The organism is Rhizobium sp. FKL33, assembly GCF_005222915.1.
GTDB lineage: Bacteria > Pseudomonadota > Alphaproteobacteria > Rhizobiales > Rhizobiaceae > Rhizobium_E.
In genome coordinates this window covers 1-25,664 of sequence record NZ_STFX01000016.1, presented here as the reverse complement: position 1 = coordinate 25,664, position 25,664 = coordinate 1, and the positions used below count along the sequence as shown (strand labels likewise).

The window sequence follows — 25,664 nt, the reverse complement described above, 5'->3', positions numbered from 1 at the left end:
AAGGTCAACCGCCGATCGCGTCGCGCACGATGGGGGCGACCTTTGTCCCGAAAAGCTCGATCCCGCGCATCAGCTGGTCATGCGGCATCAGGCCGATCGCCATCTGCAGCAGGAAACGATCGTTGCGGAAGATCTTATGATGCGCGATGATCTTGCGCGCCAGCGTTTCCGGATCGCCGATGAACAGCGCGCCTTCTGGCCCCGTGGAACGGTCATATTGCGTCCGGCTCGACGGACCCCAGCCGCGTTCGCGGCCGATGCGGTTCATCACCGCGCTCGAGGGACCGTAGAACTGGTCGATAGCGGCCTCAGTCGTATCGGCGACGAAGCCATGGACGTTGATCGAGGTCTTCAACTGAGCGGGATCATGGCCGCCTTTTTCCGCCGCCTGCCGGTAGAGATCGAAGAGCGGCGCAAAGCGCGCCGGCTCGCCGCCGATGATGGCGAGCCCCATGGGCAGGCCGAGATAGCCGGCGCGCGCCACCGATTGCGGCGTGCCGCCGACCGCGATCCAGATCGGCAGCTTGTCCTGCAGCGCGCGCGGATAGACGCCGCGGCCATTGATCGGCGCGCGCGTCTCGCCGCCCTGCCAGGTGACGATCTCGTGGTCGCGCACGGTCAACAGCAGATCGAGCTTTTCCTCGAACAACTGGTCGTAATCGTCGAGGCTCTGGCCGAACAGCGGGAAACTTTCGATGAAGGAGCCGCGGCCCACCATCAGCTCGGCGCGACCCATGGCGATCAGGTCGAGCGTGGCGTATTGCTGGTAGACGCGCACCGGATCATCCGAACTCAGCACGGAAACGGCGCTGGTCAGCCGGATCTTGGTCGTGCGGGCGGCGATGGCCGCGAGGATGACGGCGGGCGCAGACGCCGCGTAATCGCGGCGGTGATGTTCGCCGAGGCCGAAAACGTCAATGCCAACCTGATCGGCGAGTTCGATTTCCGCGATCAGTTCCCGAATGCGCCGCTCCGCATCCCGCCCACGCTCGCCCGGGGCGGGATCAGGATTGACGTCGGCGAAAGTGTAGAGGCCCAGTTCCATCGTAAACTCCTGTTTGCAATGGATATGGCGATTTTCGCGCGGCGAGGAAAGGGGCGGGGAAGCGAACACTGTGTCAGACGCGGCTCAGCGCGGCAGCCAGGGGTCGATCAGGGGGAGGGGGAGATCCTGGAAATCCCTGATGTTGCGGGTGACGATGGTGCAGCCATGCGCCATGGCGGTGGCGGCGATCATCGCGTCGCGATAAGGGCGGGTGCGGGGATGCATGAGGTGCGCGAAGATCTTGGCCGACCTGTGATCCAAGGCCAGGATGCGAGTGTCGAAGAAAGGAAGAATATCGTGGCTCATCCACTCGGAGAGCATTGCGGCTTCATCCGGGCGCTGCTTGTCGATCTTGAGAATGCCCATCTCAATTTCGAATATTGTGATCGCCGAGATGCAGAGTTCCTCGGCATCGACCGCGTCAATGAAGTCAACGACCCGCTGGTCAGCCTTATTAATTTTGATCTTTCGAAGCTCGGACAGCACATTGGTGTCGAGCAAGAACATCAATCGAATTCCGCTGGACGAAGAATGCTGTCATTCAAAATAACCGGCTCGAAATCCTCGACTGCGCCGCCATGTCTGGAAAGCCGTTCCGAATTCTTGAGTCCGCGCTTTAAAAGAAGTTCGTATTCTTCCGGCGAAATCCACACACCGGCCTGCTTTCCTTCGTCGAACACGAAAACCGGCCCCGCGGAGGCCAGTTCGCGCGCCTTCTTCAAATCCCGTGTGAACTCGCGAGCAGACATCACCGTCATGACAGCCTCCGATAGCCTGACAATCTATCAGGCTCCGAGCCTGTCGCAAAGTCCCTGAGGCTTTTGCGGTGTCGCTCGATAATGTGGTTAAGCGTTACCCCTCCAGCGTCTTCTTTACCGCCTTGTTCCATCCCTCGACCTTGGCCTTGCGGGTCGCATCGTCCATCTCAGGCGTGAACTGGCGGTCGAGCGCCCAGCTGGAGGAGAAGCCGGCCATGTCGGGCCAGACGCCGGCGCGGGAGCCGGCGAGCCAGGCGGCGCCGAGGGCGGTGGTTTCGAGGATCTGCGGCCGGTCGACGGGCGCGTCGAGAATGTCGGCGAGCGCCTGCATGGTCCAGTCCGAAGCCACCATGCCGCCGTCGACGCGCAACACCGTTTCCTTGCCGTCGGTCTGCCAGTCCTTGTGCATGGCGTCGAGCAGGTCCAGCGTCTGGTAGCAGACGCTTTCGAGCGCGGCGCGGGCGAATTCGGCGGGGCCTGAATTGCGCGTCAGGCCATAGATCGCGCCGCGGGCTTCGGCGTCCCACCAGGGCGCGCCGAGTCCGGTAAAGGCAGGCACCAGATAGACCTGCTGGTTGGGATCGGCGCTTTCGGCGAGTTCGGCGGTTTCGCCGGCGGATTTGATGATCTTCAGTCCGTCGCGCAGCCATTGTACAGCGGCGCCGGCGATGAAGATCGAACCTTCCAGCGCATAGGTGGTCTCGCCATCGAGGCGATAGGCGATGGTGGTGAGGAGGCGGTTCTTGGACGGCACGCGGTCGGCGCCGGTGTTGAGCAGCGCGAAGCAGCCGGTGCCATAGGTGGATTTCAGCATGCCCGGTTTGAAGCAGGCCTGGCCTATGGTCGCCGCCTGCTGGTCGCCCGCCATGCCGAGAACGGGGATTTCCGCGCCGAAGAGATCCGGCGTCGTGACGCCGAAATCGCTGGCGCAGTCGCGGACTTCCGGCAGCATGGCGGCGGGAATGTCGAGCAGGCCGAGCAATTCATCATCCCAGGCATTGTCGGCGATGTTGTAGATCAGTGTGCGCGAGGCGTTGGTGGCGTCAGTCAGGAAGCTCTTGCCGCCGGTCAGCCGCCAGAGCAGGAAAGCGTCGACGGTGCCGAAGCAGAGTTCGCCCTTTTTCGCCCGCTCGCGCGCGCCCTCGACATGGCTGAGCAGCCAGGAAAGCTTGGTGCCGGAGAAATAGGGGTCGAGCAGCAGGCCGGTCTTTTCGGTAAACAGCGGCTCGTGGCCCGATGCCTTCAGGTCCTCGCAGAATTTCGCGCTGCGGCGGTCCTGCCAGACGATGGCGTTGTGGATTGCCTTGCCGGTGGCGCGATCCCAGACCACCACCGTCTCGCGCTGATTGGTGATGCCGATGGCTGAGATGTCGGAGGCCCCGAGGCCGCTCTCAGTGAGTGCGGTGCGCACCGACCAGAGCGTAGATTCCCAGATTTCCTCGGGATCATGCTCGACCCAGCCCGATTGCGGGAAAAACTGGGTGAATTCCTTCTGGCCGCGCGCCACAGCCTTCATGGCGCCGTCAAAGACGATCGCGCGGCTCGACGTGGTGCCCTGGTCGATCGCCAGAATGTATCCGCTCATTGGATCCTCCCATCCGTTTTTCCAATTTTCAATCTGAACTCAAAACGAAAGTCAAAGGAAAACAAACGCGCCTTCCACATCCGCGCGCCCGCGAGAGTTTGACCAAAAGGTAAATGCGATCAAAATTGACTCTTGCGCTTTTGTGCATCTGCGCACAGGCTGTCATGTTAGGTTCAAATCGCGACTGGCGGCATCATGACTTCACGTTCCACAATCCGCTTTATTCTGAATGGCGAAACAGTCGAACTCGGCGCAATCTCGCCGCGTTTGACGCTGCTTGACTGGCTGAGACTGGACCGGCGGTTGACCGGAAGCAAGGAAGGCTGCGCCGAAGGCGATTGCGGCGCCTGCACCGTGCTGGTCGGACGTCTCTCGCAGGGGCGTCTCGTGTATGAAAGCGTCAATGCCTGCATCCGCTTCATGGGATCGCTCGACGCGACGCATGTGGTGACGGTCGAACATCTCAAGAGCCCAGAGGGCATGCTCAATCCGATCCAGCAGGCGCTGGTCGATTGTCACGGCTCGCAATGCGGCTTCTGCACGCCCGGTTTCGTGATGTCGCTCTATGGCCTGTGGCTGTCCGAGGACAATCCGTCTCGCGCCCGCATCGAGCAGGCGCTGCAGGGCAATCTCTGTCGCTGCACCGGTTACGAGCCGATTGTGAAGGCGGCTGAGCAGGTGGCGCGTTTGCGACCCGCCGACGTCTTCGATCCCATCGAGGCGACGCGTCATCGGGTGACGGAGGAACTGACCTCCAACAAGGCGTCGGGTTCGGTCGAGGTCGTTACCGGCGACGACGCCTTCTTCATTCCCTCGACCACGGCTGAACTCGCAGATTATCTCGCCCGGCACCCGCACGCCACGATCGTCGCCGGCTCCACCGATGTCGGGCTCTGGGTGACCAAGCATATGCGGCCCATCAATCCGGTGGTGTTCATCGGCGGGCTTGACGCGCTGCAGACCATCGAACACAAGGATGGCGCAACACGCATCGGCGCGGGCGTTACCTATGCGCAGGCGCTTTCGGCTCTCTCCACATCGCATCCTGCCTTTGGCAAGCTGCTGCCGCGCATTGGCGGTGAACAGGTGCGCAATATGGGCACGATCGGCGGCAATATCGCCAATGGCTCGCCGATCGGCGACACGCCTCCGGCGCTGATCGCGCTCGGCGCCAGCCTGACGCTCGCCTCGCGAGAGGGGCCGCGAACGCTGGCGCTCGAAGACTTCTTCATCGACTATGGCAAGCAGGACCGGCAGCGGCACGAATTCGTCGAGAGCGTCAGCGTTCCCGATCTGCCAGAGGACGCGCATTTCTCGGTCTACAAACTCTCCAAGCGCCGCGACGAGGACATCACCGCGGTGCTCGGGGCGTTTTTCCTGCGGCTCGACGGCGATGGCAAGGTAGCCGAGATCAGGCTCGCCTTTGGCGGCATGGCCGGCACGCCCAAGCGGGCGGCGGCGGTCGAGGCGGCGTTGTCGGGTCAAGAATGGGCCGAAGCCAATGTGCTCGCCGCCGCTGAGTTGATGGCTGAAGATTTTTCGCCGCTCAGCGATTGGCGCGCGAGCGCGGACTATCGCATGACCACGGCGCGCAATCTTTTGACGCGCTTTTATCTGGAAACGCAGGGCGAGGAAGCCGAGCTTGTTCGCCGCGTCGCGGGAGGCTCCCGATGAACAAGATCGACATGACCTTCAAATCCGAAATCTCCGGCTCGATGCATCGGGATCGCCGACATGACAGCGCCCACAAGCATGTAACCGGTGAGGCCGATTATATCGACGACATGCAGGCGCCCGAGGGCACGCTGCATATGGCGGCTGGTCTCACCGACCGCGCCCATGCCGAAATCCTTGAGATGGATCTGTCCGAGGTCGAGGCGACGCCGGGCGTCAAGCTCGTGCTGACCCATAAGGATATTCCCGGCCATAACGACATTGGCCCCGGGCATACCGGCGATGAGCCGCTGCTGGCCGAAAAGAAAGTCGAATTCCACGGCCAGATGGCCTTCGCCGTGGTGGCCGAGACGCGTGAGATCGCCCGCGCGGCGGCCCGCAAGGCCCGTTTCACCTATCGCGACCTGCCGCACGCCACCGATATCGTCGACGCCCGCGCGCTCGACTATCCCATGGTGACCAAGCCGATGACGCTGAAGCGCGGCGACGCCGTATCAAGCCTCGAAAAGGCGCCGCGACGCCTCAAGGGCCAGATGCGCATCGGCGGACAGGAGCATTTCTATCTCGAAAGCCATATCGCGCTCGCCATTCCCGGCGAAGACGACGAGATGACCATTTGGTCGTCCACCCAGCATCCGTCGGAAGTGCAGCATATGGTGGCGACCATCCTGCATGTGCCGAACCACGCCATCACCGTGATGACCCGGCGCATGGGCGGCGGCTTCGGCGGCAAGGAAACGCAGGGCAACCAGTTCGCCGCGCTTGCGGCGATCGCCGCCCGCAAGCTCAAGCGCGCCGTGAAATTCCGCCCCGACCGCGATGAAGACATGACCATGACCGGCAAGCGGCATGACTTCCTCGTCGAGTATGAAACCGGCTTCGACGACGACGGCAATATCCTCGCCGTGAAAGCCAATTACGCCGCCCGCTGCGGGTTCGCCGCCGACCTGTCGGGACCGGTGACAGACCGGGCGCTGTTTCACGCCGACAACGCCTATTTCTATCCCGACGTGCTGCTCACTTCGGAGCCGATCAAGACCAACACCGTCTCGAACACCGCCTTTCGCGGCTTTGGAGGCCCGCAAGGACTGGTGGGCGCCGAACGTCTCATCGAGGAAGTCGCCTATGCGCTCGGCAAGGACCCGCTCGAAATCCGCAAGAAGAATTTCTACGCGATCGAGGGTGATGAGCGCTGCCTGACGCCCTATCACCAGAAGGTCGAGGACAATGTCATCCACCGCATCGTGGATGAGTTGGAGACGAGCGCAGACTATCAGGCGCGCCGCGCCGCGATCATCGAGTTCAACAAGACTTCGCGGATCATCCGCAAGGGGATTGCGCTAACGCCGGTGAAATTCGGCATCTCCTTCACCTTCACGCCCTATAATCAGGCCGGCGCGCTGGTGCATATCTATCAGGATGGCTCTGTTCATCTCAACCACGGCGGCACGGAAATGGGGCAGGGCCTTTACACCAAAGTCGCCCAGGTGATCGCCGACGAATTCCAGATCGATATCGAACGGGTCAAGATCACCGCCACCACCACCGGCAAGGTGCCGAACACCTCGGCCACTGCGGCGTCTTCGGGGTCCGATCTCAACGGCATGGCCGCCTATGACGCGGCGCGCCAGTTGAAGGACCGGCTTTATTCTTTCGCGGCGGAAAAATGGGGCGTGCCGGCGGCGTCGGTCGAGTTTCTGCCCAATCGCGTGCGGGTGGGCGACGAGGAGATCCCGTTCCCGACCTTCATCAAGCAGGCCTATATGGCGCGGGTGCATCTGTCGGCGGCGGGCTTTTACAAGACGCCGAAGATCCATTGGGATCGCGCCAAGGGCATGGGCCGGCCGTTCTTCTACTACGCCTATGGCGCGTCCTGCTCGGAAGTGTCGATCGACACGCTGACCGGCGAATATATCATCGACCGCACCGACATTCTCCACGATGTCGGCAAGTCGCTGAACCCGGCCATCGACAAAGGCCAGGTGGAAGGCGCTTTCGTGCAGGGCATGGGCTGGCTGACCACCGAAGAATTGTGGTGGGATGGCAAAGGCCGGCTCAGGACGCATGCGCCCTCGACCTACAAGATCCCGCTCGCCTCCGACCGTCCCGCCATCTTCAACGTCAATCTGGCCGAATGGTCGGAAAACCGCGAAATGACCATTGGCCGCTCCAAGGCGGTCGGCGAACCGCCCTTCATGCTCGGGGTCTCCGTGCTGGAAGCGCTGTCGATGGCGGTGGCTTCGGTCGGCGATTACAAGCGTTGCCCGCAGCTCGACGCGCCGGCGACGCCGGAGCGCGTGCTGATGGCGGTGGAGCGGATGCGGAAGGCCTGATCGTCGATGCCTGACGCCCATCTACCCGCCGGCGACCTCGTTCTGGTCGAGGTCGTCTCCGCCAAGGGCTCGACGCCGCGCGAGGCGGGGGCTTTCATGCTTGTGGGCGCAGCGTCCATTCACGGCACTGTCGGCGGCGGGCATCTGGAATTCGAGGCCATCGATCTCGCCCGCGCGATGCTGAATGACGCTCGCATCGAGCAGCGCATGGATTTCACCCTCGGCCCCGACACCGGACAATGCTGCGGCGGACGCGTGTCGCTGAGGCTTAGACGGCTGGATCAGGCGCTTCGGGATGAGATCGAAGCGCGGCTCACCCGCCAGGCTGCAGGCGCGCCGGATGTTTATCTGTTTGGGGCGGGCCATGTCGGCCGGGCGCTGGCGCGGGCGCTCGAGCCCTTGCCGTTTCGGCTGACGGTCATCGAGAACCGGCCCGAGGAGCTCGATCTTCTCGATCCTCAGATCAACAGGCGCTTGCTGGCCATGCCGGAAGAGGCGGCGGCGGCGATCCGGCCGGGCGGCGCGGCGGTCATTCTCACCCATGACCACGCGCTGGATTTCCTGATCGCCTCGGAAGCATTGTTGCGCGATGATCTTGCCTATGTCGGCATGATCGGCTCCAAGACCAAACGCGGCGTCTTCGCCTCCTATCTGCGCGACTCAGGCTATGGCCCCGATCTCTTGGAGCGGCTCATCCTGCCGATCGGCGGCGAACGGTTGCGCGACAAGCGGCCGGAAGTGATTGCGGCGCTGGTTGCGGCGGAGCTCCTGGAAAAGCTGCTTTCGCCCACGCACTCCAACAGAGGGCAATAGGCTCGGGCAAGTCTCGGACGGCAAAGCTCGGCGGATGGCCATGCAGGAAAACGGAATGAACCATATCGACGCGGTCCGCGCACAGCGCGACAAGCTTGCGCCGCTCGTCGAGGCGGCCCTTGCCTTCGCCAAGCGTCGCGACGCGCCGATGCTGGCCGAGGACCGCGCCCGGGGCGATCAACTCGTGGCGACCGCCCACCAGGCTTCTTTCAACATCGCCGAACTCTTCCTGCGGCTCGGCCATGTCAACGAGGCCGCCGATCTCTTTTCCCAGACGCTGAGCCTCGGCGTAGAGGTCGGGCTGCTCAACGCGCGCATCGGCGCGATCCATCTCCGCAACCAGAATTATGTCGCCGCCGCCGCGCATTTCGAAAACGCCGCGCGGCTGGAGCCCGGCGTTGCGGAGCATGCGATCCAGCTCGGACTGGCCCTGTTCCGCGCCGGCAAGATCTGGAAAGCGCGCGAAGCGCTCGAGGCGGCGCTGGCGCTGGAGCCCGACAATATCGTGGCGCTCACCGAACTCGGGTCGATCTGCATCGCATGCCGCGACGAACAGCGCGCCGCCGATCTCGGACAACGAGCGCTCACCCTCGATCCCGGCAATGCCGAGGCGCTGCGCCTGCTCGATCTGGTCGAGGCGTGACGGACACGCTCAGTTCGCCGCGCTGAACTGAAGCGGCCAGGACGGGGGCTCGCTCACCACGCCGTCGCAATTCACCTTTTCGCGATATTCCATCAACTGCAATTCGAGGGTTTCGCCCGGCGCATCCATCAGGCGGAAGACGCGATAGACGCCGCAATCGCCGCCGCCGCTGCCGAGATCGGTCGATATGAACAGGCCGCGCTCCGGCTTCACCTCGGCGCTCATCATCTGGACATTGTTTTCGCCTTCCAGCGCCGGCGGATTGGGCAGGCTCAGCAGCGTCGCCCAGTCGCCGGGCGGATCCTGGGTGATGGCGAAGACGCTCGATCCCTGATAGGCGCCGAGGAAGCAGGGAACTTCCCAGAGTATCGAGCTTTCCGATAGCTGATAGCGCTGGCCGGGATAAGCGAGCGTTTCGGGGTCGCTGCATTGGTCGGGCGCGTAAGCGGCGATCTCCTTGCGGATGGCAGCCGGCACGTCCTTGGTCGAGGCTAGCACTTTCGGCGCGCCGATCGGCAGGCCATCAGGCCCGGCATAGGGCAGGGCGGCGGCCGTGGTCGGCGCACTTTCCGCGCCCGGCGCATCCTGTGTGGCCGTCGCCGCGGCGGTCGACGATCCAGGACAGCCGATCACGCCCTTGGCGCCCGCCACGAATGGCGGCAGATTCTCCCGCACCACCGTGATCCGCGCCCTGTCGACGGTCACGAGCGACCCTTCTTCCGACGCCTCCATGATGTGCAGGATCACATGGGTGGCTTCATCGTCGCTCGAATAGAGACGATAGCCGAGGCGCGACGGCAGGTCGATGTCGCCGCGCGCCGTTTCCTTGAGCGCGATCTTCTCCTTGCCGATCTCGATCCGCGCCTGGGTCGGTTTGCCCTCGCCGTCATAGGGCATGTAGAGGATATAGGCGTATTGGTCGGCGTCCGGGTCCTTGTTGCGTTGCCAGAAGGCGAGATGGCAGGCGCTCAGGCCGCCCTCGATCTCCTGCTTGCCGAACAGCTTCAAATCGATCGACGGCTCTTCCGCCCGTCCCGTTTGAGCGGCCGCCGATATCATCAGCAGCGCTGCGCACGCTCTCGCAAATGCCTTCATGGTTCCCCCGGATCGTCAGCGGCCATTCGTCCCCACGACCGGGCCGTTCTCCAATTTCAGGCTAGCCTTATAGAACGGCGCCCACAAGCGGCTTTGCCGCTCGAAAATCCGCAGGCGAAGTCGTTCCATACCACAGACCAATGCGGATGTGATCACGCTAATTTCTGTGCGCTGCATCATCGGCCCTTTTCAGGGGGCCTGCTCTTCTGCAAAGTTGCGAGTCGAATAAAAAGAGGGGATTGGAATGTACGATTACGCCATGGCCTGGGAATGGTTGGCATTTGCCGTGCGCTGGCTGCATGTGGTCGCGGCGATCGCCTGGATCGGCTCGTCTTTCTTCTACATCGCCGTCGATCTTGGCCTGGTCAAGCGGCCTGGCCTGCCGGCGGGCGTCTATGGCGAGGAATGGCAGGTGCATGGCGGCGGCTTCTACCAGATGCAGAAATATCTGGTCGCGCCCAAGGAAATGCCCGAGCATCTCACCTGGCACAAATGGGAGAGCTATACGACCTGGCTCTCCGGCTTCGCCATGCTGGCGGTGGTCTATTACGGCGGCGCCGATCTCTTCCTCATCGACCGGCATCTTCTCGACGTGCCCAACTGGGTCGCGATCCTGATCTCGATGGGCTCGCTGTCGATCGGCTGGATCTGTTACGACGCGCTCTGCAAGTCGCCGCTGGGCAAGAACACCTGGGGCCTGATGGCGATCCTGTTCGTGCTCCTGGTGGCGATGGCCTGGGGCTATATGCAGATCTTCTCCGGCCGCGCCGCCTTCCTGCATCTCGGCGCTTTCACCGCCACCATCATGTCGGCCAACGTCTTCTTCATCATCATCCCCAATCAGAAGATCGTGGTGGCGGATCTCAAGGCGGGCCGCACGCCGGATCCGAAATATGGCGTGATCGCCAAGCAGCGCTCGCTGCACAACAATTATCTGACGCTGCCTGTGATCTTCTTCATGCTGTCGAACCACTATCCGCTGGCGTTCGCCACGCAGTATAGCTGGATCATCGCCGGCCTCGTCTTCCTGATGGGCGTGTCGATCCGCCACTGGTTCAACACGGTGCATGCCCGCAAGGGTCATCCGCACTGGACCTGGCTGGTGACGATCCTGCTCTTCGTGCTGATCATGTGGCTGTCGACCGTTCCCAAGGTCCTGACCGGGGAAGAAGACGCCAAGCTGTCGCCGGTGTTCGAGAAATTCCGCAACGACGCGCATTTCGCCCAGGTGGTGGAAACCGTCTCGTCGCGCTGTTCGATGTGCCATGCGGCCGAACCGGTCTGGGACGGCGTGGTGTTTCCGCCCAAGCAGGTGATGCTGGACACCGAGACCCGCATCGCCATGCATGCCCGCGAGATCTATCTGCAGGCCGGCCGCAGTCACGCCATGCCGCCCGGAAACGTGACCGAAATCTCGCCCGAAGAGCGCAAGCTGCTGACGGCCTGGTATGAAAGCGCGATCGCCGCGCGGACGAATTGACGAGCAGAGCCTCGGAACAGGTCCGCGCCAGCTTGTCGCTTTAGCTCTCGGGCATCCGTCGTTCCGTGCGCGGCTTCCCGCGCTGCGATCCGGCGATGACCAACAGGAAAGCGCGACCCAGCCATGACCTCTCCCAGCCCGCAATCCGGCGTCGATGCCCAGGCGATCGTCCAGCAGATGGTCGCCAAGGTGGTCAACACCACGGATCCCGCCAAGCTGGCCGCTCTGGTCCAGGAATTGATGACCGGGCTTCCCGATCCAGTGCAACGGCAGATCGCCTGCTCCGTCGGACTGTCCAATCCCCTTTATGTCCCTGACGACGGTTACGCCGCCCGCATGTGGCGGGGTCCGCAAATCGGGTTGACCGAATTCGCCGACATCGTCCTGCGCATGAAAAAGGCTGTCCAGACTGTGCGTGCGCCGCGCATCCTGCTGGCCTGCCCCCGCAAGACGGCGTCGACCTTCCTGTCCGCAGTCTTGGTGCACGCGCTCGGCGCACAGGAATCGCTGCTGACCTTGCCGGTGGCGCGGTTGCAGAATGCAGGCGTTCTAGGCGCGGCCATGCGCGAACATGAGATGGATGAATTGGCGCTACTGCGCGCCTGCTTCATTCCGACAGGCTTCGTGTCGCAGCAGCATGTCCGCTGCACGCCCTATCTGGCTGCTCAGCTTGCTCTCTATCAGGTCAAGCCAATCCTGCTGAAGCGCAACCTGCTCGATTCCTTGGTCAGCCTCGACGACATGTGCCTTGAAGCGGCGCGCTCTCATTCCGCAGACAGATTCTACTTTTTCACCCATCTGCCGCATGCCTATAGGGACATGTCGGACGACAAGCGGATGGCGACGCTGATCCGGCTGTATTTGCCCTGGTACCTGTCATTCTACGCCTCCTGGCGGAAATGCGAGGCTATGGGGCAGGTTGCACCGCTGTGGATCTCCTATGAAGAGGACATCAAGGGCGAGCCTGTCGGTTTCGCCGAAAAGCTCGCCACCTATATCGGCGCTCCGGCGGGCGTCGATCGCATCGCCGCCGCCATCGTGGCGAATACCGGCAAGCCGACGCTGAAGTTTAACAAGGGCGTTGTCGGACGCGGTCAGCGCATGTCGGACGCCAACCGCGATATGGTGCGCGATTATGTCGACCTGTTCCGCGACGAGGTCGACTTTTCCGACCTGATCGATTGACCGCCGCCTGAATGAACGGCTGAAGTGTTCGTCTCTGACAGCGATCCTGCTTGAGCCTATCATCCCCTTTCGCTAGGCTTCCCCATCTTCTGTTCGACACAAGGGTTTTCATGAAACCGCTCCTGATCCGCGCGCGCCTTCTCTCCTTCCATCGCGAGCCCGAGGGCATCAGTGACGTCTCGGCCTATCGCTATGTCGAGGATGGCGGCGTGCTGGTTTCGGATGGAATGATCGCCGATCTCGGCGATTTCGCCGAAGTCGCCGGGCGCGCGCCCGCGGATGTCGAGACGGCCGATCATCGGCCCTATCTCCTGACGCCCGGATTCATCGACATGCACCTGCATTTCCCGCAGATGCAGGTCATCGGCTCCTACGCCGCCAATCTCTTGGAATGGCTGAACACCTACACCTTCGTCGAGGAGCAGCGTTTCGCCGATCAGGCGCATGCCGCGCGCATCGCCATCCGCTTCTTCGACGAGTTGATCCGCCATGGCACGACGACGGCGGTGGCCTATTGTTCGGTCCACAAAGTCTCCGCCGACATGTTCTTCGCCGAGAGCCTCAGGCGGAACATGCTGATGGTCGGCGGCAAGGTGATGATGGACCGCAATGCGCCGGAAGGGCTGCGCGACACCGCCCAGCAAGGCTATGACGAGACCAAGCAGGTGATCGCCGACTGGCATGGCAAGGGGCGCAACCATGTCGCCATCACCCCGCGCTTCGCCATCACCTCGACGCCCGAGCAGATGGAGGCCTCGCAGGCCTTGGCGCGGGAATATCCCGATCTGCATATCCAGACGCATCTGTCGGAAAATCACGACGAGATCCGCTTCACGCAGGAGCTTTATCCGGCGGCGAAAGATTATACGGATGTCTACGCGCATTATGACCTGTTGGGCCCCAAGAGCCTGTTCGGCCATTGCATCCATCTCTCCGACCGCGAGGCGGACGCCATGAGCGAGAGCGGTTCGGTCGCCGTGTTCTGCCCGACCTCCAACCTGTTTCTCGGGTCCGGCCTGTTCGGCCTGAAGCGCCTGACCAAGCGGGAGAAGCCGGTGCGCGTGGCTGTCGCCACCGATATCGGCGGCGGCACCTCCTACTCGATGCTGAGGACGCTGGATGAAGGCTACAAGGTGCTGCAGTTGCAGGGCGAGCGCATGACGCCCTTCGAAAGCTTCTATCGCATGACGCGCGGCAATGCCGAGGCGCTTGGGCTTTCCGATCGCATCGGGGCGCTGGAGATCGGCCATGACGCCGATTTCGTGTTGCTGAACGCGCAGGCGACGCCCGCCATGGCGCTGAAGATGGAAGTCGTCACGACGCTGGCCGAGGAACTGTTCCTTCTGCAGACGCTGGGCGACGATCGCGCCATCGCCGAGACCTATGTCGCAGGCCAGCCGGCAAAATCACGGTTGCCCGGCTGATTTGCGCTCCCTATTGTCGACATGCGACAATCAAGGGGACATCGATGATCGTCAATCTCGGCCTGGGCGCGCTGGTCATCTCGCTGACGGTCCTCATTCACACCTGGGGGCTGATGGCGGTCACCCATGTGATGACCTGGCTCACGGGGCGCTTCCGGCTGCATGGCCATCGCAGCCGCGTGCTGGCGATGAACACCGTCGTGATCGGCATCTTCGCCGTGTTGACGGTGCAGGTCTGGCTCTGGGCCGCTTGCTACACGCTCCTGGGCGTCGTTCCGGATTTTCCGACTGCGCTCTATTTCTCCACCATCACCTTTTCCACCGTCGGCTATGGCGATGTGGTGCCGGCGCATGGGTGGCGGTTGTTCGCCGCGCTGGAAGGCGTGAACGGCTTTCTGCTGATAGGCTGGTCGACCGCCTATCTCATCGCCGCCGGCATCCGGGTCGGCCCTTTCCGCTCCGGCGAACACTTCTAGGTTCAGAAGCTCTTTTCCATGAAGACGCTGAGCGGATCGGGCAGGTAATCGGCGAAAGCCTCGCGCCTGACATAGCCGGAGCGCTCGTAAAGACCGAGCGCTTCGTGGTTCTCGATGCCGGTTTCCAGCCGGATCACGAAAATGCCGGCGCTTGTGGCGCGGGCTTCGAGATTGGCGAGCAGCATCTTCGAGAGGCCCCGTCCGCGCGCGGCGGGCGCCACCCACATGCGCTTGAGCTCCGCCCAGCCGTCATTGAGGGCGATCGCGCCGGTGCCCACCGCCTGCCCGTGGTCATCGCGGGCGACTACGAAACGGACATGGGCGGCGCGCAGGGCGTCGATCGGAAGATAGTGGTTGCTTTCCGCCGGATAGAGCGCCGCCCCATAGGCTTCGCCGTCTGCGAGCAGTTTCAGCACCTCGGGCTGGCCGGGGTCTTCAAGCGAAATGTGGAAGGTCATGGGTGTCACGAGAGCTGTCATCATGGCGGCTGGGTAGCAATCCTTTGGACAAAGATAAACCCGCGGGCTTCGTCTGAAGCGCGCCGCGGGTCGATCCTCTGTTGAAAAGTCAGCGCGCCGCGACCGCGCCGGGCCTTGGCGAGGCAATCTGCTTGAGCGCGAGCATCGCCAGGAGCGCGGCGATATAGGCGGCCAGCTCCATGCCGTCTGGTCGGTCGAAATAGCCGATCAGCGTGTGCAGCACGCGGCCGACCATGGAATCCTGCGACAGGATCCACGACGTGTCCCAGAGCGGATCGGTCCATTCCATCAGATAGCCGGCGCTTTGCAGGAAGGTCACGGCTTGGGCGGCGAGGCCGGCCGCGAGCAGCGAGATCAGCAGGGACAGCGACCCGAACAAATAGCGCATGGGGATGGAGATCAGGCCGAGATAGAGGAGCGCCGACACCGCCGCGCCGCCCGCGAGACCGAGAAGACCGCCGATGAGGATGTCGCTCGCGCTATCGCCGCCGGCGGAGGCCACGCCATAGAGAAACAGCACCACTTCCGACCCCTCGCGCATGACGGCGACGCCGCAGACCACGGCCAGCGCCCGCAGCGGCCGCGCGCCCTGGGCCACCTCGGCGCCGAGCGTCTTGAGATCGCGGGCCATCTCCCGGCCATGGCTCGCCATCCAGGCATTGTGCCAGGCGAGCATGCCCACGGCGAGAAGCAGGATGGCGGCGTTGACCAGTTCCTGGCCGGCGCCATCGAACAGGCCGGCGATCGCCTCGGCGAACACCGCCACGAGAAGCGCGCCGGCGATGCCGAGAGCCACGCCGCCCGCAAGCCAGGGCAGCCTGTGGCTGAGACCGCGCGTGGCGGCGAGAACGACGCCGAGGATCAACCCGGCCTCCAGCATTTCCCGGAAAACGATGATCAGCGCGGAAAGCATGGGATCATTCCGCCACGATCACGCCCTGGGCGGTGTCGGAGTGATACTCGCCCATGAAATGATAGTCGCCCTTGGCCAGCGGACGGAGCCGGATGATCCCCGTCGCATGACCGGCGACGACCTTCTCGGTCTTGAGATCATGCGAGTCGAATTCTTCCGGCGTGCCGTCCTCGTTCTTCATCAGGATCTGCACCGGCTTTCCCGCCGGCACATGGATTTCGGCCGGATCGAATTCGTGTTCGTCCAGCGTCAGTTCGATCTGGCCAGACGAATTGGTCGGCGTCATGCCGGCGGCATGGGCGACGCCGGCGGCTGAAGTCATGAGAAGGAGGGACGTGAGGATGGGAAGGTTCATGGCGTTCTCCATGTGCGGTCAACATCAAAGTGGATGACCGTTGTCTGGTTTCCTTCGCCTCGAATATGGCTGAAACATGGCGTCAGCGGGATGGGGGAGGCGCTTGCGCGTGGAGCTGCGGCGGACATATGATGGCGGTACGTACAGGCGAGGCGAGCATGCAAACAAAAGTGGATGTGGAAGCATCGCTGCTTGAGCGCGCGATGAAGGCGACAGGCGGAAAATCGGAAAGAGACACCGTCGAACAAGCCTTGCGTGCGGCCATCGATCGTGGCGAGCGGCAAAAGGCGCTTGAGGCGCTTCGCGGAGCCGGCTGGAACGGAAATCTCGACGAGATCAGAGAAGGCTGGAATGGGTGAAGGTCGTCGTCGACACATCCGTCTGGATTGACTGGCTGAGAGATCTGCGCACGGAAGAGACGGCGCGGCTCAGCGGCATCGTCGACAAAGATGAGCTGTTGCTTGGGGATCTGGTTCTCTTGGAGATCCTCCAAGGCGCGCGGGACAACGCGCATGCCGCCAAGCTTGAGCGATTGTTGCGGCGCTTCACGGTCGTCAACATGCTCAACGTCGATATCGCTGTCGCGGCGGCGGCTTGTTTTCGCTTTCTGAGGAGCAGAGGCGTGACCGTCCGCAAAACGCCTGATCTGATCATTGGCGCTTATTGTCTGGATCAGGGATGCGCTCTTCTCCATTCCGACCGTGACTATCAGCCGATGGTGGAGCATCTCGGCCTAAGGCAATGGTGACAAATGTCGGCGCCGCCGATGATTGGCGATCTTCGGCGGCGCTCCGTTGGCTGGCGTCAGGTAGCCCTCGTTCCTGTCATCGGCAGGGCCATCAGCCCACCTTCACATGCGCCATCATGCCCTGAACCATGTGATAGAGATGGTGGCAGTGAAAGGCCCAGTCGCCTTGTGTTCCGGCGTCGAAGGCGATGGTCACGGTCTTCATCGGCGGGACCAGCACCGTGTCGCGCAGCGCGCCGGACAGGGGCGCGCCGTCGATGGCGGTCACCTGGAAATGATGGCCGTGCAGATGCATGGGGTGGGCCATCATCGACATGTTCATCATCGCGATCTCGATCCTTTCACCTGAAGTCGTCGTGATGTCCTCCGCGCCCGCCATGCCCCACTGGTAGCTCGCCATGTCGCCGGTCAGATGAACCATGAAGCGCTTTGCGGCGGGGCGGGCCGCAAGCGGCGCGGTGGCCTGCAGTTTTGCTTCGAAGGCGAGATCGAGAACCGGCCCGGCGGTTTCGCCCATCGACGCGATTTTCCGGATCGCCGCACCCTTGGTGGCGAGAACCAGTCCCGTTCGGTGCGGGGTCCCTTCGCGGCGGGCGATGATCGGGAAAGCGCCGCCGTCTTTGGGGATGTCGACGTGGAGGTCGATGCGCTGGCCCATGGTGAGCGGGAAGAGCTTTCCCTCGATCGGCGTGATCGGCTGGCCATCGATCGCGACCGCTTGAGTTGTCAGGGCGCCGGTGTCGATGGTGAAGCCGGTCGATGTCGCGCCGTTTATGATGCGCAGAAGGACGCGGCCCGCGCGCTCGACAGTGATGATTTCGGGGTCGTCCAGCGTGCGGTCATTGGCGAGATAGGCGTCGTATTCGATGTCGTTGAGGTCCATCGTCATCATCGAGCCGCTCATGCCGGAGGCGTCGTCCATGGAGCCATGCGTCATGCCGCCATGCCCCTGTCCGGAGGTCAGGCGTCCCAGCAGTTCCTCTGCCGGCGTGAAGGAGAAGTCGTGCAGCAGCATGACGACCTCCTGGCGATCGGCGGCCAGATCCTGCTTCGAATGGATGATCAGCGGCGCGGCGAGCAGGTTCTGTTCCTGCAACGTATGGGCATGCATCCAGTATGTGCCGGGCCGGTCGAGCAGGAAGTCATAGGCTCTTGTCTCGCCCGGCTTCAGCATGCCGCCGGTATGGGCGACGCCGTCCTGATCGATCGGCGGCGTCAGCCCGTGCCAATGCACGATCGTGTCTTCCTCGAGCCTGTTGGCGAGGTCGACGCGGAAAGCGTCGCCGGGCGTAAATGTCAGGCCCGGGCGCCCGTCCGGGCCAGTCAGGCCATAGACGGTCGCGGGGCGGCCGCTGACCTCAAGCGTTCGGGTGGAAATCGTCAGGGCGCGGGCCGCAGCCCGGGCGGGAGCGGGCAGGCCGAGGGCCGCGCCGCCGGCGAGCGCGACGGCGCCCGCGAGAAAATCTCTGCGTTTCATGATGTGTCTCTTTCGACTTGTGCTTTTCGTGACGGCGCGGTCCGCGCCGCAGCGGCATGTCAGGCGAAAGAGGGGATCGGCGGCTCGAGCCCCGGCGCGAGATCGCGGCCGGTCAGCCGCGCCTGCAGGGCGGGCGACAGTGTCGCGTCGCTCTCTTCATGCGCTGCGTCGACATAGGGTTCAGCCGGCAGCGACAGGAGCGACGCCAGGCACCAGGCGGCGCATTTCTGCGCGGCGCTGTCGTGGTTGGCCTGGTGGTCGCCGATAGGATCGGCCATAGCCGCGTGGTCATGCTGCATCATCGCATGATGGGACGGAGCCGCCGCCGAAACACCGGACGCGCGCCCAGCGCCCGGTAGGGACATCAACCCCGCCAGCAGGCCTATCAACATCAGCAGGAGAGGCAGACGCGGCATGGCTCGTCCTTCGTTTAGATGTCGATCATAGACCCGTATGGCCAATTCGCCAAGCGCTTCGACGTCGCGGGCGGTCACGCCTCGGCCTGCGCCGCGACCGGCGAGCGCCGGAGACGTTCGATATCGCGGGCCGGCGGCGCGCCGAACAGGCGCTTATATTCGCGGCTGAACTGCGAGGGACTGTCATAGCCGACCGTATGGCCGGCGCTGGCGGCGTCGAGCGACTGCGTGAGGATCAGCCGTCGCGCCTCCTGCAGCCTCAGGCGCTTCTGATATTGCAGCGGGCTCAGCGTGGTCGCTTCGCGGAAATGCTGGTGCAGCGACGACGGGCTCATGCCGGAGACCGAGGCGACATCCTCGATGCGAATCGGCCGGTCGTAATGCTCCTTGATCCAGTTGATCGCGCGGCCGATGTGGCGATGATGATTTTCCGGCGTCAGCGCCCGGCGGATGCAGCAACCCTGCGGCCCCTGCAGCAGCCGATAGATGATCTCGTGTTCGATCAACGGCGCGAGTTCGGCGATGTCATCGGGCGTTTCATTCAGCTTCAGCAGGCGGATCGCCGCATCCATCAGCGGTTCCGGCGTCTCGCCCAAGGCCGCGCCGAGCTTGGCGTCGTTCTTGGGGCCGCCGGGATATTTGAGCAGCATCTCGGCGCAGAGTTCCATATCGAGATCGAGTTTTAGGCAAAGATAGGGTCGGTCCGCGCTCGCCTCGATGACCTGGCCCACCACCGGCAGGTCCATCGACACCACCAGATGCTGGCCCGCGCCATAGGTAAACAGCTGATCGCCCATCGCCACCTGCTTGCGGCCTTGCGCAATAAAGCAGATTGAGGCCGAGTGAACGCCATGCGCCGGCTCGGACGGCGAGGAGATCCGCGCCGTGAAAAGCCTGGGAACCTTGGTGGCGACGACGCCGTCCTCCTTGGCGTAATGTGCAATAAGAAACGCAAGCTCCTGAGATTTCTTCATCTTGTCACCTTGGGAACCACTTTTCGCCTGATTTCATGGCTTATTACTAGCATGTCCGATCGGGGCAGGAAATGGTTGCATGCTAACCTTTGTAGGAATGTGCAATCCTTCCGGAGGATCGGTCTACCGCTGCGGCTGCCTCTTCCCCCATATTGGCCGTGTTGCACAAAACGACGAACCTGAGATGGAAGGAGCGAGAACCATGAAAAACGACCAGCTTCACATCGCCATTAGATGGGATGTCCCGCTCAGGATGTTCAAGATGTTGCGCGACAAAATCATTGCGTTCAACGAGGAGCGCGAGCGGCAGGCGGAAGCGAGGTGGATCAATGGGTGACGGTGGATTTTTGATCAATGCAATGGCGGTGGTGTTTTCGATGATCGCGGCATTCGGAATCTTCGGCAAGGCGTTCGGCGATACGGTCAAGCGCAAGCAGGAGGTTCGCGCCGAGGAGGTCGACACGCTCAATCGTCTGGTGGGCATGTGGATCACCGGCGACGGCCAGGTGCAGCGCGAAGTGCGCGCGGATGGCCGCTTCGTGGAGCGCAACGCCGTGATCGACAGGCCGACCCGCCAGGGCCGCTATGAAATCGACGGCGACAAGGTCGCCTATTACGACGACTCCGGCTTGCGCAGCGAAGGCGCTTACAAGGATGGCATTCTTTATCACGCCGGCATGATCTTCTACCGGCGCTGAATGGAAGCGAAGAGACGAAAAAAGGCGGGGCCGAGGGGCGCCCGCCTTTTTTCATGCCTCATCCGTCGATCAGTTCGAATTTGTCGACGTCGACCAGCCCCTTATCCGAGATTTTTAGATGCGGGATCACCGGCAGCGGCAGGAAGGCGAGTTGCAGGAAAGGCTCTTGCAGCGTCGAGCCCAGCGCGTAAGCCGCCTCGCGCAGGTGATGCAGCGTGTCTCGGACGCTTTCATAGGGCTCAAGGCTCATCAGACCCGCGACGGGGAGGGCGATTTCGCCGGTTACCTTGCCGCCCTCGACCACCACGAAGCCGCCGCGGATTTCGCTGAGGCGCCTGACCGCAACCGCCATGTCCTCATCGTCTGCTCCGACCACGCAGATATTGTGGCTGTCATGGCCGACGGTGGAGGCGATTGCGCCTTTCTTGAGGCCGAAACCCTGGACGAAGCCGACGGCGCGATTGCCGTTCTTGCCGTGCCGTTCGATCACCGAGACTTTCAGGATGTCGTTTTCGAGGTCCACGCTTGCCTGATTCCCTCGAGATGGCAGGCGATGCCGGCGGTGTTCGGTGATGATCTTGCCGGGGATGACGCCGAGCACGGAGCTTTCGCCCTGCCGCGCCGGGACCGCGAAATCGGCCGCCGTGATTTCGGGCGCGCGCACGCTGTCGGTTCCGACGGGCGCGACCGGCTTGCGGCTGGCGAACAGCGCTTCCGTGACCTTGCGACCGCCGGAGAACACCATATCGGCCTTGCAGTTTTCCAGACTGTCGATGACGACGAGATCGGCGCGGCGACCGGGCGCCACCAGGCCGCGATCCATCAGGCCGAAAGCGCGGGCCGCCGAAATCGAGGCGGCGCGATAGACGGCGAGGATATCTGCGCCATCGGCGATCGCCGTGCGGATGAGATAATCGAGATGGCCCTGCTCGGCGATATCGAGCGGATTGCGGTCATCGGTGCAGAGCGCGATGAAGGGCGACAGGCGTTCGGTGAACAGCGGCGTCAGCGCCTTGAGATCCTTCGACACCGAGCCTTCGCGGATCAGGATATGCATGCCCTTGCGGATCTTCTCCATGGCTTCCTCTGCCGAGGTCGCCTCATGCTCGGTGCGGATACCGGCTGAGATATAGCCATTCAGCCCATAGCCCGAGAGCAGCGGCGCATGCCCATCGATATGGCCGCCCTGGAAGGCTTCGAGCTTGGCCATGGCGATGGGATCCTTGTGGATCACGCCCGGAAAATTCATGAATTCGGCCAGGCCGATCACCTTGGGATGCTTGCGGAAGGGCAGCAGCCGCTCGATCGGCAGATCCGCTCCTGCCGTCTCCAGATGCGTGGCCGGCACGCAGGAGGAGAGCTGGACGCGGATGTCCATGATGGTTTCCGCTGCCGAATCGAGGAAAAACTGCAGCCCTTCGGTGCCCAGCACATTGGCGATCTCATGCGGATCGCAGATGACCGTGGTCACGCCGTAAGGCAGCACGCAGCGGTCGAATTCATGCGGGGTGACCAGCGAACTCTCGATGTGCAGATGCGTGTCGATGAAGCCGGGCACGACGATGCGGCCCGTGATGTCGATCTCGACGGCACCCTTGTAGTCGCCATAGGTCCCGACGATGCGGTCGCCGGTGATGGCGATGTCCGAGGCGACCAGGTCTCCGGTCACCAGATCATAGAAGCGTCCGCCCTTGAGCACGATGTCCGCCGGTGTGCGGCCCGTTCCCGCATCGATCATCCGTTCGAGTTCGCTCATAGCCTGCTCCGATTCCGTTGTTTCGGCGAGTGTAGCGGGGGCGAGGCCGGGGGTCACGTCCCCGCATCCGAAATCTGCGTCCACACAACCTTGTCCCCGGGGTGACAGACGCGGGCGCGCACTCTGACGATACTGGCGTCATCAACACCCAAACAGGAGGCCATGATGTTGAAACTGCTCGCATTGACTGCCGTCGCCACGCTTGCCGCCACCGCTGCGGACGCCATGCCCCCGCGTCACGGCGCGCCCCAGGCCGATGAGATCAACCGCACGATCGCCGCCGAAGCCGGACCCGCGAGCCGCACCATGAGCCGCCTCTATGGCTGCCTGCCGGTTGCCAGCCCCACGGAGGCGCAGCGCTGGGCATGCGTCGGCCGCGCCGAGGGACCGAAAGCCCGGCCTTTTACCGTCTCGGTGGAGCGCAAGGCGGGGCCGAACCGCGCCTATCGGCTGGTCGACGCCTCGGCGGTGATCTGCCCTAAACCCTCCGATGTCGCGCGACTGCTCGCCCCGCGCGTCCATGCCGGCGCGCTTGCCGATCTCCGCTCCGGCAGCGTGCAGACGAGGAGCGACATCGCCGTCACCGGTTTGTCCGCCGGCCCGCGTCTGGTCGCCATCTGCCGCTATATCGGCGGCCTGAACAGCGGGATCTACGAGATCACCGCCTATTTCTCACACGATCATCGGGGCTACAGCCTGATCGAGGCGATGCCGGTGCGTGAAAGCCTGCGCGACCACGCCGGGCGGGACATGGTGATGAAGTGAGTAGACGAAACCGTTAGTCGCCGGTTAGCCTTTGCCATTCGGCTTCGAGGCGAAGCGGAGCGCCGCCGCTTCGTCCTCGGGCAGGGAGCGGGTCATCTGGGGAAAGACGAGCTGATGAAAGGCCTGGGTCTTGCGGTTCCAGGGCATGGATTGCGCGGCACGCATCTCGGTCAAGACCGCGTTGAGCTTGCCGCGCACCCGATCAGGGTTCGGCTTGTAGGAGGCCGGCTCCTTGGGAAACATGTCCGCCTGCTGGGCGAACAAGTCGAGTTGGGCTCTGCTCATGTCTTACATCGTCTCAGAATCTGCCTGAGGCGCATTGTCCCCGTCTGTTCCGGCCTTTTCAAGGCTAAGCATCGGCTTATCCAAGATGCGTTGCAGGAGGTTGGCTTGAGCCGGTTCGAGTCGAACCAGGCGACCGAGCACGTGCAGAAGGTTCATCAGGTCGCTGGTGTACTCCGCAAGCCAATGATCTGGCTGGATTCTATCCAGCGGCGACGGCGGGCGGCGGTCGCCGATGATGGGGCGGGAGCGATCCAGTTTGCGATAGCTGAACCATTGCCGCAGCACCTGCTTGCCGGACACCTCGTAATCCCAGACTTCTTTCGGCACATTGTCGACAAAACCCTTGCCGATGATCAGCCTGCGGTTTTCCGGCTGGTAGTCGATCACATCCGGCAGCGGTTCCGGCGCGCCGGGAATGGCGCCATCGGCTGGAATGCGCGGCGCGTCAGCCGGCGGCAAACGCGGCGGTCCCTTGGGGCGACCGCTTGCGGGGTCGGTGAAGCGCTCGCCATAGCAATGCAGCCAGATCACCTCTCGCCCCAGCGCGACCGCCTCGAAAAACAAGCCAGCATCCGCCGTCAGCGGCACGCGAAGGCCCGGCTGGACGAGATCGTCCTTGAAACGCGCCGTAAACGCCGGATGGGCGAGTGTGGCGGCGATATAGGCCATGACATCGGCAGGCGCGATTTCCTGTCCATAGGCGTCGGCGAGGAGGGTCAAAAGCTCCGGGCGGATATTCGACTGACTGGCGGCGGCATCGCGCCAGAGCGGCATTACACGACCGCCAAACGAGCCCTTAAAATGGTCTTGATCAGGTATCAATTCCGTAAATGTGATGGCAGGTCCGTCACCCGGAGAAGAAGCCTCCAACGCTGTCACAAACACTTGGTGGTTAGACAATGCATCCCAAAGTTGAGGACGAGAATCATTCAGCAAGCGTGCATCGCCTATCAACCATTGACGATCAAAGCTCCTAAAAGCATACCGAACTGCTTCGGGCATCTCTCCATCGTCCTCCGCGATGGATAATTGCCTTGTTCGAATAGCGCCCAGATCTTGGTTTACTATTTTACGAATGTGACGACTCGCCACGGCACCTTTTCTAAGTTGAGGATGAAATAGCGACTCCTTTCTAGTGAGATCTTGTTCCAGCCTCAGTCTGCTCCAGCGCTTTGTTAACGTTGAGACATCTGGGGAGATCGTCCAAGTCCGCCCCGGCATCACCCCTGAGCCGTCATAGACAAAGAAGCTCTTCAGCGGCGGCATGTCGGCCCAGGCGCCGGTGGCTTCGGGCAGGAAGGCGTCGCGCCAGCCATCCGGACATTCCACCCAATCCGCACTGTCCAAAGACAGCGTTTCGAGCGCCTTGAACTTGTCTTCCCGGCGTCCCGCCGGCAGCGGCAGATAGCGCACGTCTGCGGGGTGGACTGCATTCTTACCGAGCTTTTTGGCTGCGATCACGATACAGACGGGTTGCTGCACGCCCTGGAAAATGCGGGTCGCCACTTCCGGCTGGTGGCCCTCCGGCGAACAGTCGATGACCCAGATCCGACTGGCAGTTCGGCGCAGATCCTCGCGCATCTTCTGGAAGCCGGGGCCATTGAGAAAGCCGGCGACCGTGATGTAGCAGATTACCCCTTCATCATCCTTGTCCGGCGCGCCGGTGGCCGCATTGTTGCCCGTCCCGAACACCTTCCAGGTCGCCCAGCGCCAGAAATAGACATAAAGGTTCTTCAGATGTTTGGTATGGGCGGAGACGCCCCATTCGACTGGTGGACGCCACCATTCCATTGGTGCGGCATGTCCCTTTGAGCCCGCTTCGATCCAGCCGCCGCGCCCGTCGGCCTTTTCCTTGTACGGCGGATTGCCGATGACCACCGTAATCGGCTGCCCCTTCTTGATAGCGTTGGCCTCTTTGCGCGAGGTCGCGATGGGCTGCATGACCTGCGGCAGCCACTCATCCTCTACGTAGGGGTTACCCAGCGTATCGGTGATGAAGAGTCTGAGCGCCGGCAGTTTGGCCGATTTGCCTTCGCCTACCACCATCAATTCCTGAAACTCGGCGATGAGCCGAAGCTGCGCCACCGCAAAGGGGCCGAATTGCAGCTCGAAGCCGATCAGACGATTTGCAGCGGCGGCAATGGCGGCTGGCACTGCACCTTCGCCCATGTCGCCTGCCACCGTCTCGGCAATCTTGCGCAACACGCCTAGAGCATCGTACGATTAATCCGGGGCACATCCTGCCGCTTTGAAGAAGTTCCAGCATTCGGCTCGATTGAAGAGGTTG

27 protein-coding genes are annotated in these 25,664 nt (G+C 62.9%); 13 read left to right on the top strand and 14 right to left on the bottom strand.

The window, feature by feature from the left end; genetic code table 11:
* Positions 1-4: 4 nt before the first annotated feature.
* The 4 genes from E8Q41_RS09815 to glpK form a co-directional block, all read right to left on the bottom strand.
* Entirely contained in the window at positions 5-1,045 is a 1,041-nt protein-coding gene (locus E8Q41_RS09815; RefSeq protein ID WP_137155359.1) for an LLM class flavin-dependent oxidoreductase, read from the bottom strand.
* Between the two features lie 84 nt (positions 1,046-1,129).
* Complete coding sequence (locus E8Q41_RS09810; protein WP_137155358.1) at positions 1,130-1,552, bottom strand: type II toxin-antitoxin system VapC family toxin; 423 nt, start codon at positions 1,550-1,552, stop codon at positions 1,130-1,132.
* Complete coding sequence (locus E8Q41_RS09805) at positions 1,552-1,803, bottom strand: prevent-host-death protein (RefSeq protein ID WP_137155357.1); 252 nt, start codon at positions 1,801-1,803, stop codon at positions 1,552-1,554. The genes E8Q41_RS09810 and E8Q41_RS09805 overlap by 1 nt, the downstream gene beginning before the upstream one ends.
* A 94-nt stretch (positions 1,804-1,897) precedes the next feature.
* Positions 1,898-3,388, bottom strand: coding sequence for a glycerol kinase GlpK (gene glpK, locus E8Q41_RS09800; RefSeq protein ID WP_137155356.1), 1,491 nt, complete (start codon positions 3,386-3,388; stop codon positions 1,898-1,900).
* Positions 3,389-3,583: 195 nt separating this feature from the next.
* Here glpK and xdhA point away from each other — a divergent pair, with 195 nt between their 5' ends.
* From xdhA to E8Q41_RS09780, 4 genes are read left to right on the top strand one after another with little or no spacing between them, the layout of a single operon-like run.
* A complete protein-coding gene (xdhA, locus tag E8Q41_RS09795) occupies positions 3,584-5,062 on the top strand; it encodes a xanthine dehydrogenase small subunit (protein ID WP_137155355.1) in 1,479 nt (492 codons plus the stop codon).
* Complete coding sequence (gene xdhB, locus E8Q41_RS09790; protein WP_137155354.1) at positions 5,059-7,395, top strand: xanthine dehydrogenase molybdopterin binding subunit; 2,337 nt, start codon at positions 5,059-5,061, stop codon at positions 7,393-7,395. The genes xdhA and xdhB overlap by 4 nt, the downstream gene beginning before the upstream one ends.
* 6 nt (positions 7,396-7,401) lie before the next feature.
* A complete protein-coding gene (gene xdhC / locus E8Q41_RS09785; RefSeq protein WP_137155353.1) occupies positions 7,402-8,208 on the top strand; it encodes a xanthine dehydrogenase accessory protein XdhC in 807 nt (268 codons plus the stop codon).
* Positions 8,209-8,263: 55 nt separating this feature from the next.
* The gene (locus E8Q41_RS09780; RefSeq protein WP_170976433.1) at positions 8,264-8,851 is read left to right on the top strand and encodes a tetratricopeptide repeat protein; all 588 of its coding nucleotides are present in this window, start codon (positions 8,264-8,266) and stop codon (positions 8,849-8,851) included.
* Between the two features lie 9 nt (positions 8,852-8,860).
* Here E8Q41_RS09780 and E8Q41_RS09775 read toward each other — a convergent pair whose 3' ends face one another.
* Positions 8,861-9,946, bottom strand: a complete 1,086-nt coding sequence (locus E8Q41_RS09775) for a DUF1176 domain-containing protein (RefSeq protein ID WP_137155351.1) — start codon at positions 9,944-9,946, stop codon at positions 8,861-8,863.
* A gap of 244 nt (positions 9,947-10,190) precedes the next feature.
* Here E8Q41_RS09775 and E8Q41_RS09770 point away from each other — a divergent pair, with 244 nt between their 5' ends.
* The 4 genes from E8Q41_RS09770 (at position 10,191) to E8Q41_RS09755 (ending at position 14,511) form a co-directional block, all read left to right on the top strand.
* Positions 10,191-11,426, top strand: a complete 1,236-nt coding sequence (locus E8Q41_RS09770) for a urate hydroxylase PuuD (RefSeq protein ID WP_137155350.1) — start codon at positions 10,191-10,193, stop codon at positions 11,424-11,426.
* Positions 11,427-11,549: 123 nt separating this feature from the next.
* Positions 11,550-12,611, top strand: a complete 1,062-nt coding sequence (locus tag E8Q41_RS09765) for a hypothetical protein (protein WP_137155349.1) — start codon at positions 11,550-11,552, stop codon at positions 12,609-12,611.
* 110 nt (positions 12,612-12,721) lie between these two features.
* Entirely contained in the window at positions 12,722-14,035 is a 1,314-nt protein-coding gene (guaD, locus tag E8Q41_RS09760; protein ID WP_137155348.1) for a guanine deaminase, read from the top strand.
* Positions 14,036-14,079: 44 nt separating this feature from the next.
* Complete coding sequence (locus tag E8Q41_RS09755; protein WP_137155347.1) at positions 14,080-14,511, top strand: potassium channel family protein; 432 nt, start codon at positions 14,080-14,082, stop codon at positions 14,509-14,511.
* A 2-nt stretch (positions 14,512-14,513) separates the two neighbouring features.
* Here the strand turns inward: E8Q41_RS09755 and E8Q41_RS09750 are convergent, their stop codons facing one another.
* The 3 genes from E8Q41_RS09750 to E8Q41_RS09740 form a co-directional block, all read right to left on the bottom strand.
* Complete coding sequence (locus tag E8Q41_RS09750; protein WP_137155398.1) at positions 14,514-14,969, bottom strand: GNAT family N-acetyltransferase; 456 nt, start codon at positions 14,967-14,969, stop codon at positions 14,514-14,516.
* 109 nt (positions 14,970-15,078) lie between these two features.
* Positions 15,079-15,903: an FTR1 family protein gene (locus E8Q41_RS09745; RefSeq protein WP_137155346.1), complete on the bottom strand. Its 825-nt coding sequence runs from the start codon at positions 15,901-15,903 to the stop codon at positions 15,079-15,081.
* Positions 15,904-15,907: 4 nt separating this feature from the next.
* The gene (locus E8Q41_RS09740) at positions 15,908-16,258 is read right to left on the bottom strand and encodes a cupredoxin domain-containing protein (RefSeq protein ID WP_205910383.1); all 351 of its coding nucleotides are present in this window, start codon (positions 16,256-16,258) and stop codon (positions 15,908-15,910) included.
* A 128-nt stretch (positions 16,259-16,386) separates the two neighbouring features.
* On the opposite strand from E8Q41_RS09740, the gene E8Q41_RS09735 reads away from it, so the two are divergent.
* Positions 16,387-16,617 (top strand): type II toxin-antitoxin system VapB family antitoxin, encoded by a 231-nt coding sequence (locus E8Q41_RS09735; RefSeq protein WP_170976432.1) that lies wholly within the window; start codon positions 16,387-16,389, stop codon positions 16,615-16,617.
* Positions 16,614-17,006, top strand: coding sequence for a PIN domain-containing protein (locus E8Q41_RS09730; RefSeq protein WP_137155344.1), 393 nt, complete (start codon positions 16,614-16,616; stop codon positions 17,004-17,006). Before E8Q41_RS09735 ends, E8Q41_RS09730 begins: the two co-directional genes overlap by 4 nt.
* 91 nt (positions 17,007-17,097) lie before the next feature.
* Here E8Q41_RS09730 and E8Q41_RS09725 read toward each other — a convergent pair whose 3' ends face one another.
* From E8Q41_RS09725 to E8Q41_RS09715, 3 genes are all read right to left on the bottom strand, one after another.
* Positions 17,098-18,483, bottom strand: a complete 1,386-nt coding sequence (locus tag E8Q41_RS09725; RefSeq protein ID WP_137155343.1) for a multicopper oxidase domain-containing protein — start codon at positions 18,481-18,483, stop codon at positions 17,098-17,100.
* Positions 18,484-18,542: 59 nt separating this feature from the next.
* Positions 18,543-18,899 (bottom strand): hypothetical protein, encoded by a 357-nt coding sequence (locus E8Q41_RS09720; protein ID WP_137155342.1) that lies wholly within the window; start codon positions 18,897-18,899, stop codon positions 18,543-18,545.
* Between the two features lie 74 nt (positions 18,900-18,973).
* A complete protein-coding gene (locus E8Q41_RS09715) occupies positions 18,974-19,873 on the bottom strand; it encodes an AraC family transcriptional regulator (protein WP_137155341.1) in 900 nt (299 codons plus the stop codon).
* 202 nt (positions 19,874-20,075) lie between these two features.
* On the opposite strand from E8Q41_RS09715, the gene E8Q41_RS26110 reads away from it, so the two are divergent.
* Together E8Q41_RS26110 and E8Q41_RS09710 are read left to right on the top strand one after the other, a co-directional pair.
* A complete protein-coding gene (locus E8Q41_RS26110) occupies positions 20,076-20,210 on the top strand; it encodes a hypothetical protein (protein ID WP_281405303.1) in 135 nt (44 codons plus the stop codon).
* Positions 20,203-20,571, top strand: a complete 369-nt coding sequence (locus E8Q41_RS09710) for an Atu4866 domain-containing protein (RefSeq protein ID WP_170976431.1) — start codon at positions 20,203-20,205, stop codon at positions 20,569-20,571. The genes E8Q41_RS26110 and E8Q41_RS09710 overlap by 8 nt, the downstream gene beginning before the upstream one ends.
* A 58-nt stretch (positions 20,572-20,629) precedes the next feature.
* Here E8Q41_RS09710 and ade read toward each other — a convergent pair whose 3' ends face one another.
* Entirely contained in the window at positions 20,630-22,327 is a 1,698-nt protein-coding gene (gene ade / locus E8Q41_RS09705; protein WP_137155339.1) for an adenine deaminase, read from the bottom strand.
* 165 nt (positions 22,328-22,492) lie between these two features.
* On the opposite strand from ade, the gene E8Q41_RS09700 reads away from it, so the two are divergent.
* The gene (locus tag E8Q41_RS09700; RefSeq protein WP_137155338.1) at positions 22,493-23,092 is read left to right on the top strand and encodes a hypothetical protein; all 600 of its coding nucleotides are present in this window, start codon (positions 22,493-22,495) and stop codon (positions 23,090-23,092) included.
* A gap of 24 nt (positions 23,093-23,116) precedes the next feature.
* Here the strand turns inward: E8Q41_RS09700 and E8Q41_RS09695 are convergent, their stop codons facing one another.
* Positions 23,117-23,377, bottom strand: a complete 261-nt coding sequence (locus E8Q41_RS09695) for a hypothetical protein (protein ID WP_137155337.1) — start codon at positions 23,375-23,377, stop codon at positions 23,117-23,119.
* A gap of 3 nt (positions 23,378-23,380) precedes the next feature.
* Positions 23,381-25,582 carry a type ISP restriction/modification enzyme gene (locus E8Q41_RS09690; RefSeq protein ID WP_137155336.1) on the bottom strand — a complete coding sequence of 734 codons (2,202 nt, stop codon included), beginning with the start codon at positions 25,580-25,582 and terminating at the stop codon, positions 23,381-23,383.
* Positions 25,583-25,664: the final 82 nt, after the last annotated feature.

Excerpts from the sequence above, each read along its gene's own strand:
- E8Q41_RS09770 (WP_137155350.1), top strand. The coding sequence starts at position 10,191 with ATGTACGATTACGCCATGGCCTGGGAATGGTTGGCATTTGCCGTGCGC.
- E8Q41_RS09810 (WP_137155358.1), bottom strand. The coding sequence starts at position 1,552 with ATGTTCTTGCTCGACACCAATGTGCTGTCCGAGCTTCGAAAGATCAAA.
- E8Q41_RS26110 (WP_281405303.1), top strand. The coding sequence starts at position 20,076 with ATGAAAAACGACCAGCTTCACATCGCCATTAGATGGGATGTCCCGCTC.
- E8Q41_RS09780 (WP_170976433.1), top strand. The coding sequence starts at position 8,264 with ATGAACCATATCGACGCGGTCCGCGCACAGCGCGACAAGCTTGCGCCG.
- E8Q41_RS09755 (WP_137155347.1), top strand. The coding sequence starts at position 14,080 with ATGATCGTCAATCTCGGCCTGGGCGCGCTGGTCATCTCGCTGACGGTC.
- ade (WP_137155339.1), bottom strand. The coding sequence starts at position 22,327 with ATGAGCGAACTCGAACGGATGATCGATGCGGGAACGGGCCGCACACCG.
- glpK (WP_137155356.1), bottom strand. The coding sequence starts at position 3,388 with ATGAGCGGATACATTCTGGCGATCGACCAGGGCACCACGTCGAGCCGC.
- xdhC (WP_137155353.1), top strand. The coding sequence starts at position 7,402 with ATGCCTGACGCCCATCTACCCGCCGGCGACCTCGTTCTGGTCGAGGTC.
- E8Q41_RS09735 (WP_170976432.1), top strand. The coding sequence starts at position 16,387 with ATGATGGCGGTACGTACAGGCGAGGCGAGCATGCAAACAAAAGTGGAT.
- E8Q41_RS09715 (WP_137155341.1), bottom strand. The coding sequence starts at position 19,873 with ATGAAGAAATCTCAGGAGCTTGCGTTTCTTATTGCACATTACGCCAAG.
- E8Q41_RS09765 (WP_137155349.1), top strand. The coding sequence starts at position 11,550 with ATGACCTCTCCCAGCCCGCAATCCGGCGTCGATGCCCAGGCGATCGTC.
- E8Q41_RS09725 (WP_137155343.1), bottom strand. The coding sequence starts at position 18,483 with ATGAAACGCAGAGATTTTCTCGCGGGCGCCGTCGCGCTCGCCGGCGGC.
- E8Q41_RS09775 (WP_137155351.1), bottom strand. The coding sequence starts at position 9,946 with ATGAAGGCATTTGCGAGAGCGTGCGCAGCGCTGCTGATGATATCGGCG.
- E8Q41_RS09805 (WP_137155357.1), bottom strand. The coding sequence starts at position 1,803 with ATGACGGTGATGTCTGCTCGCGAGTTCACACGGGATTTGAAGAAGGCG.
- E8Q41_RS09695 (WP_137155337.1), bottom strand. The coding sequence starts at position 23,377 with ATGAGCAGAGCCCAACTCGACTTGTTCGCCCAGCAGGCGGACATGTTT.
- E8Q41_RS09700 (WP_137155338.1), top strand. The coding sequence starts at position 22,493 with ATGTTGAAACTGCTCGCATTGACTGCCGTCGCCACGCTTGCCGCCACC.
- E8Q41_RS09740 (WP_205910383.1), bottom strand. The coding sequence starts at position 16,258 with ATGAACCTTCCCATCCTCACGTCCCTCCTTCTCATGACTTCAGCCGCC.
- E8Q41_RS09710 (WP_170976431.1), top strand. The coding sequence starts at position 20,203 with ATGGGTGACGGTGGATTTTTGATCAATGCAATGGCGGTGGTGTTTTCG.
- xdhA (WP_137155355.1), top strand. The coding sequence starts at position 3,584 with ATGACTTCACGTTCCACAATCCGCTTTATTCTGAATGGCGAAACAGTC.
- E8Q41_RS09745 (WP_137155346.1), bottom strand. The coding sequence starts at position 15,903 with ATGCTTTCCGCGCTGATCATCGTTTTCCGGGAAATGCTGGAGGCCGGG.
- E8Q41_RS09750 (WP_137155398.1), bottom strand. The coding sequence starts at position 14,969 with ATGACCTTCCACATTTCGCTTGAAGACCCCGGCCAGCCCGAGGTGCTG.
- E8Q41_RS09815 (WP_137155359.1), bottom strand. The coding sequence starts at position 1,045 with ATGGAACTGGGCCTCTACACTTTCGCCGACGTCAATCCTGATCCCGCC.
- xdhB (WP_137155354.1), top strand. The coding sequence starts at position 5,059 with ATGAACAAGATCGACATGACCTTCAAATCCGAAATCTCCGGCTCGATG.
- guaD (WP_137155348.1), top strand. The coding sequence starts at position 12,722 with ATGAAACCGCTCCTGATCCGCGCGCGCCTTCTCTCCTTCCATCGCGAG.
- E8Q41_RS09720 (WP_137155342.1), bottom strand. The coding sequence starts at position 18,899 with ATGCCGCGTCTGCCTCTCCTGCTGATGTTGATAGGCCTGCTGGCGGGG.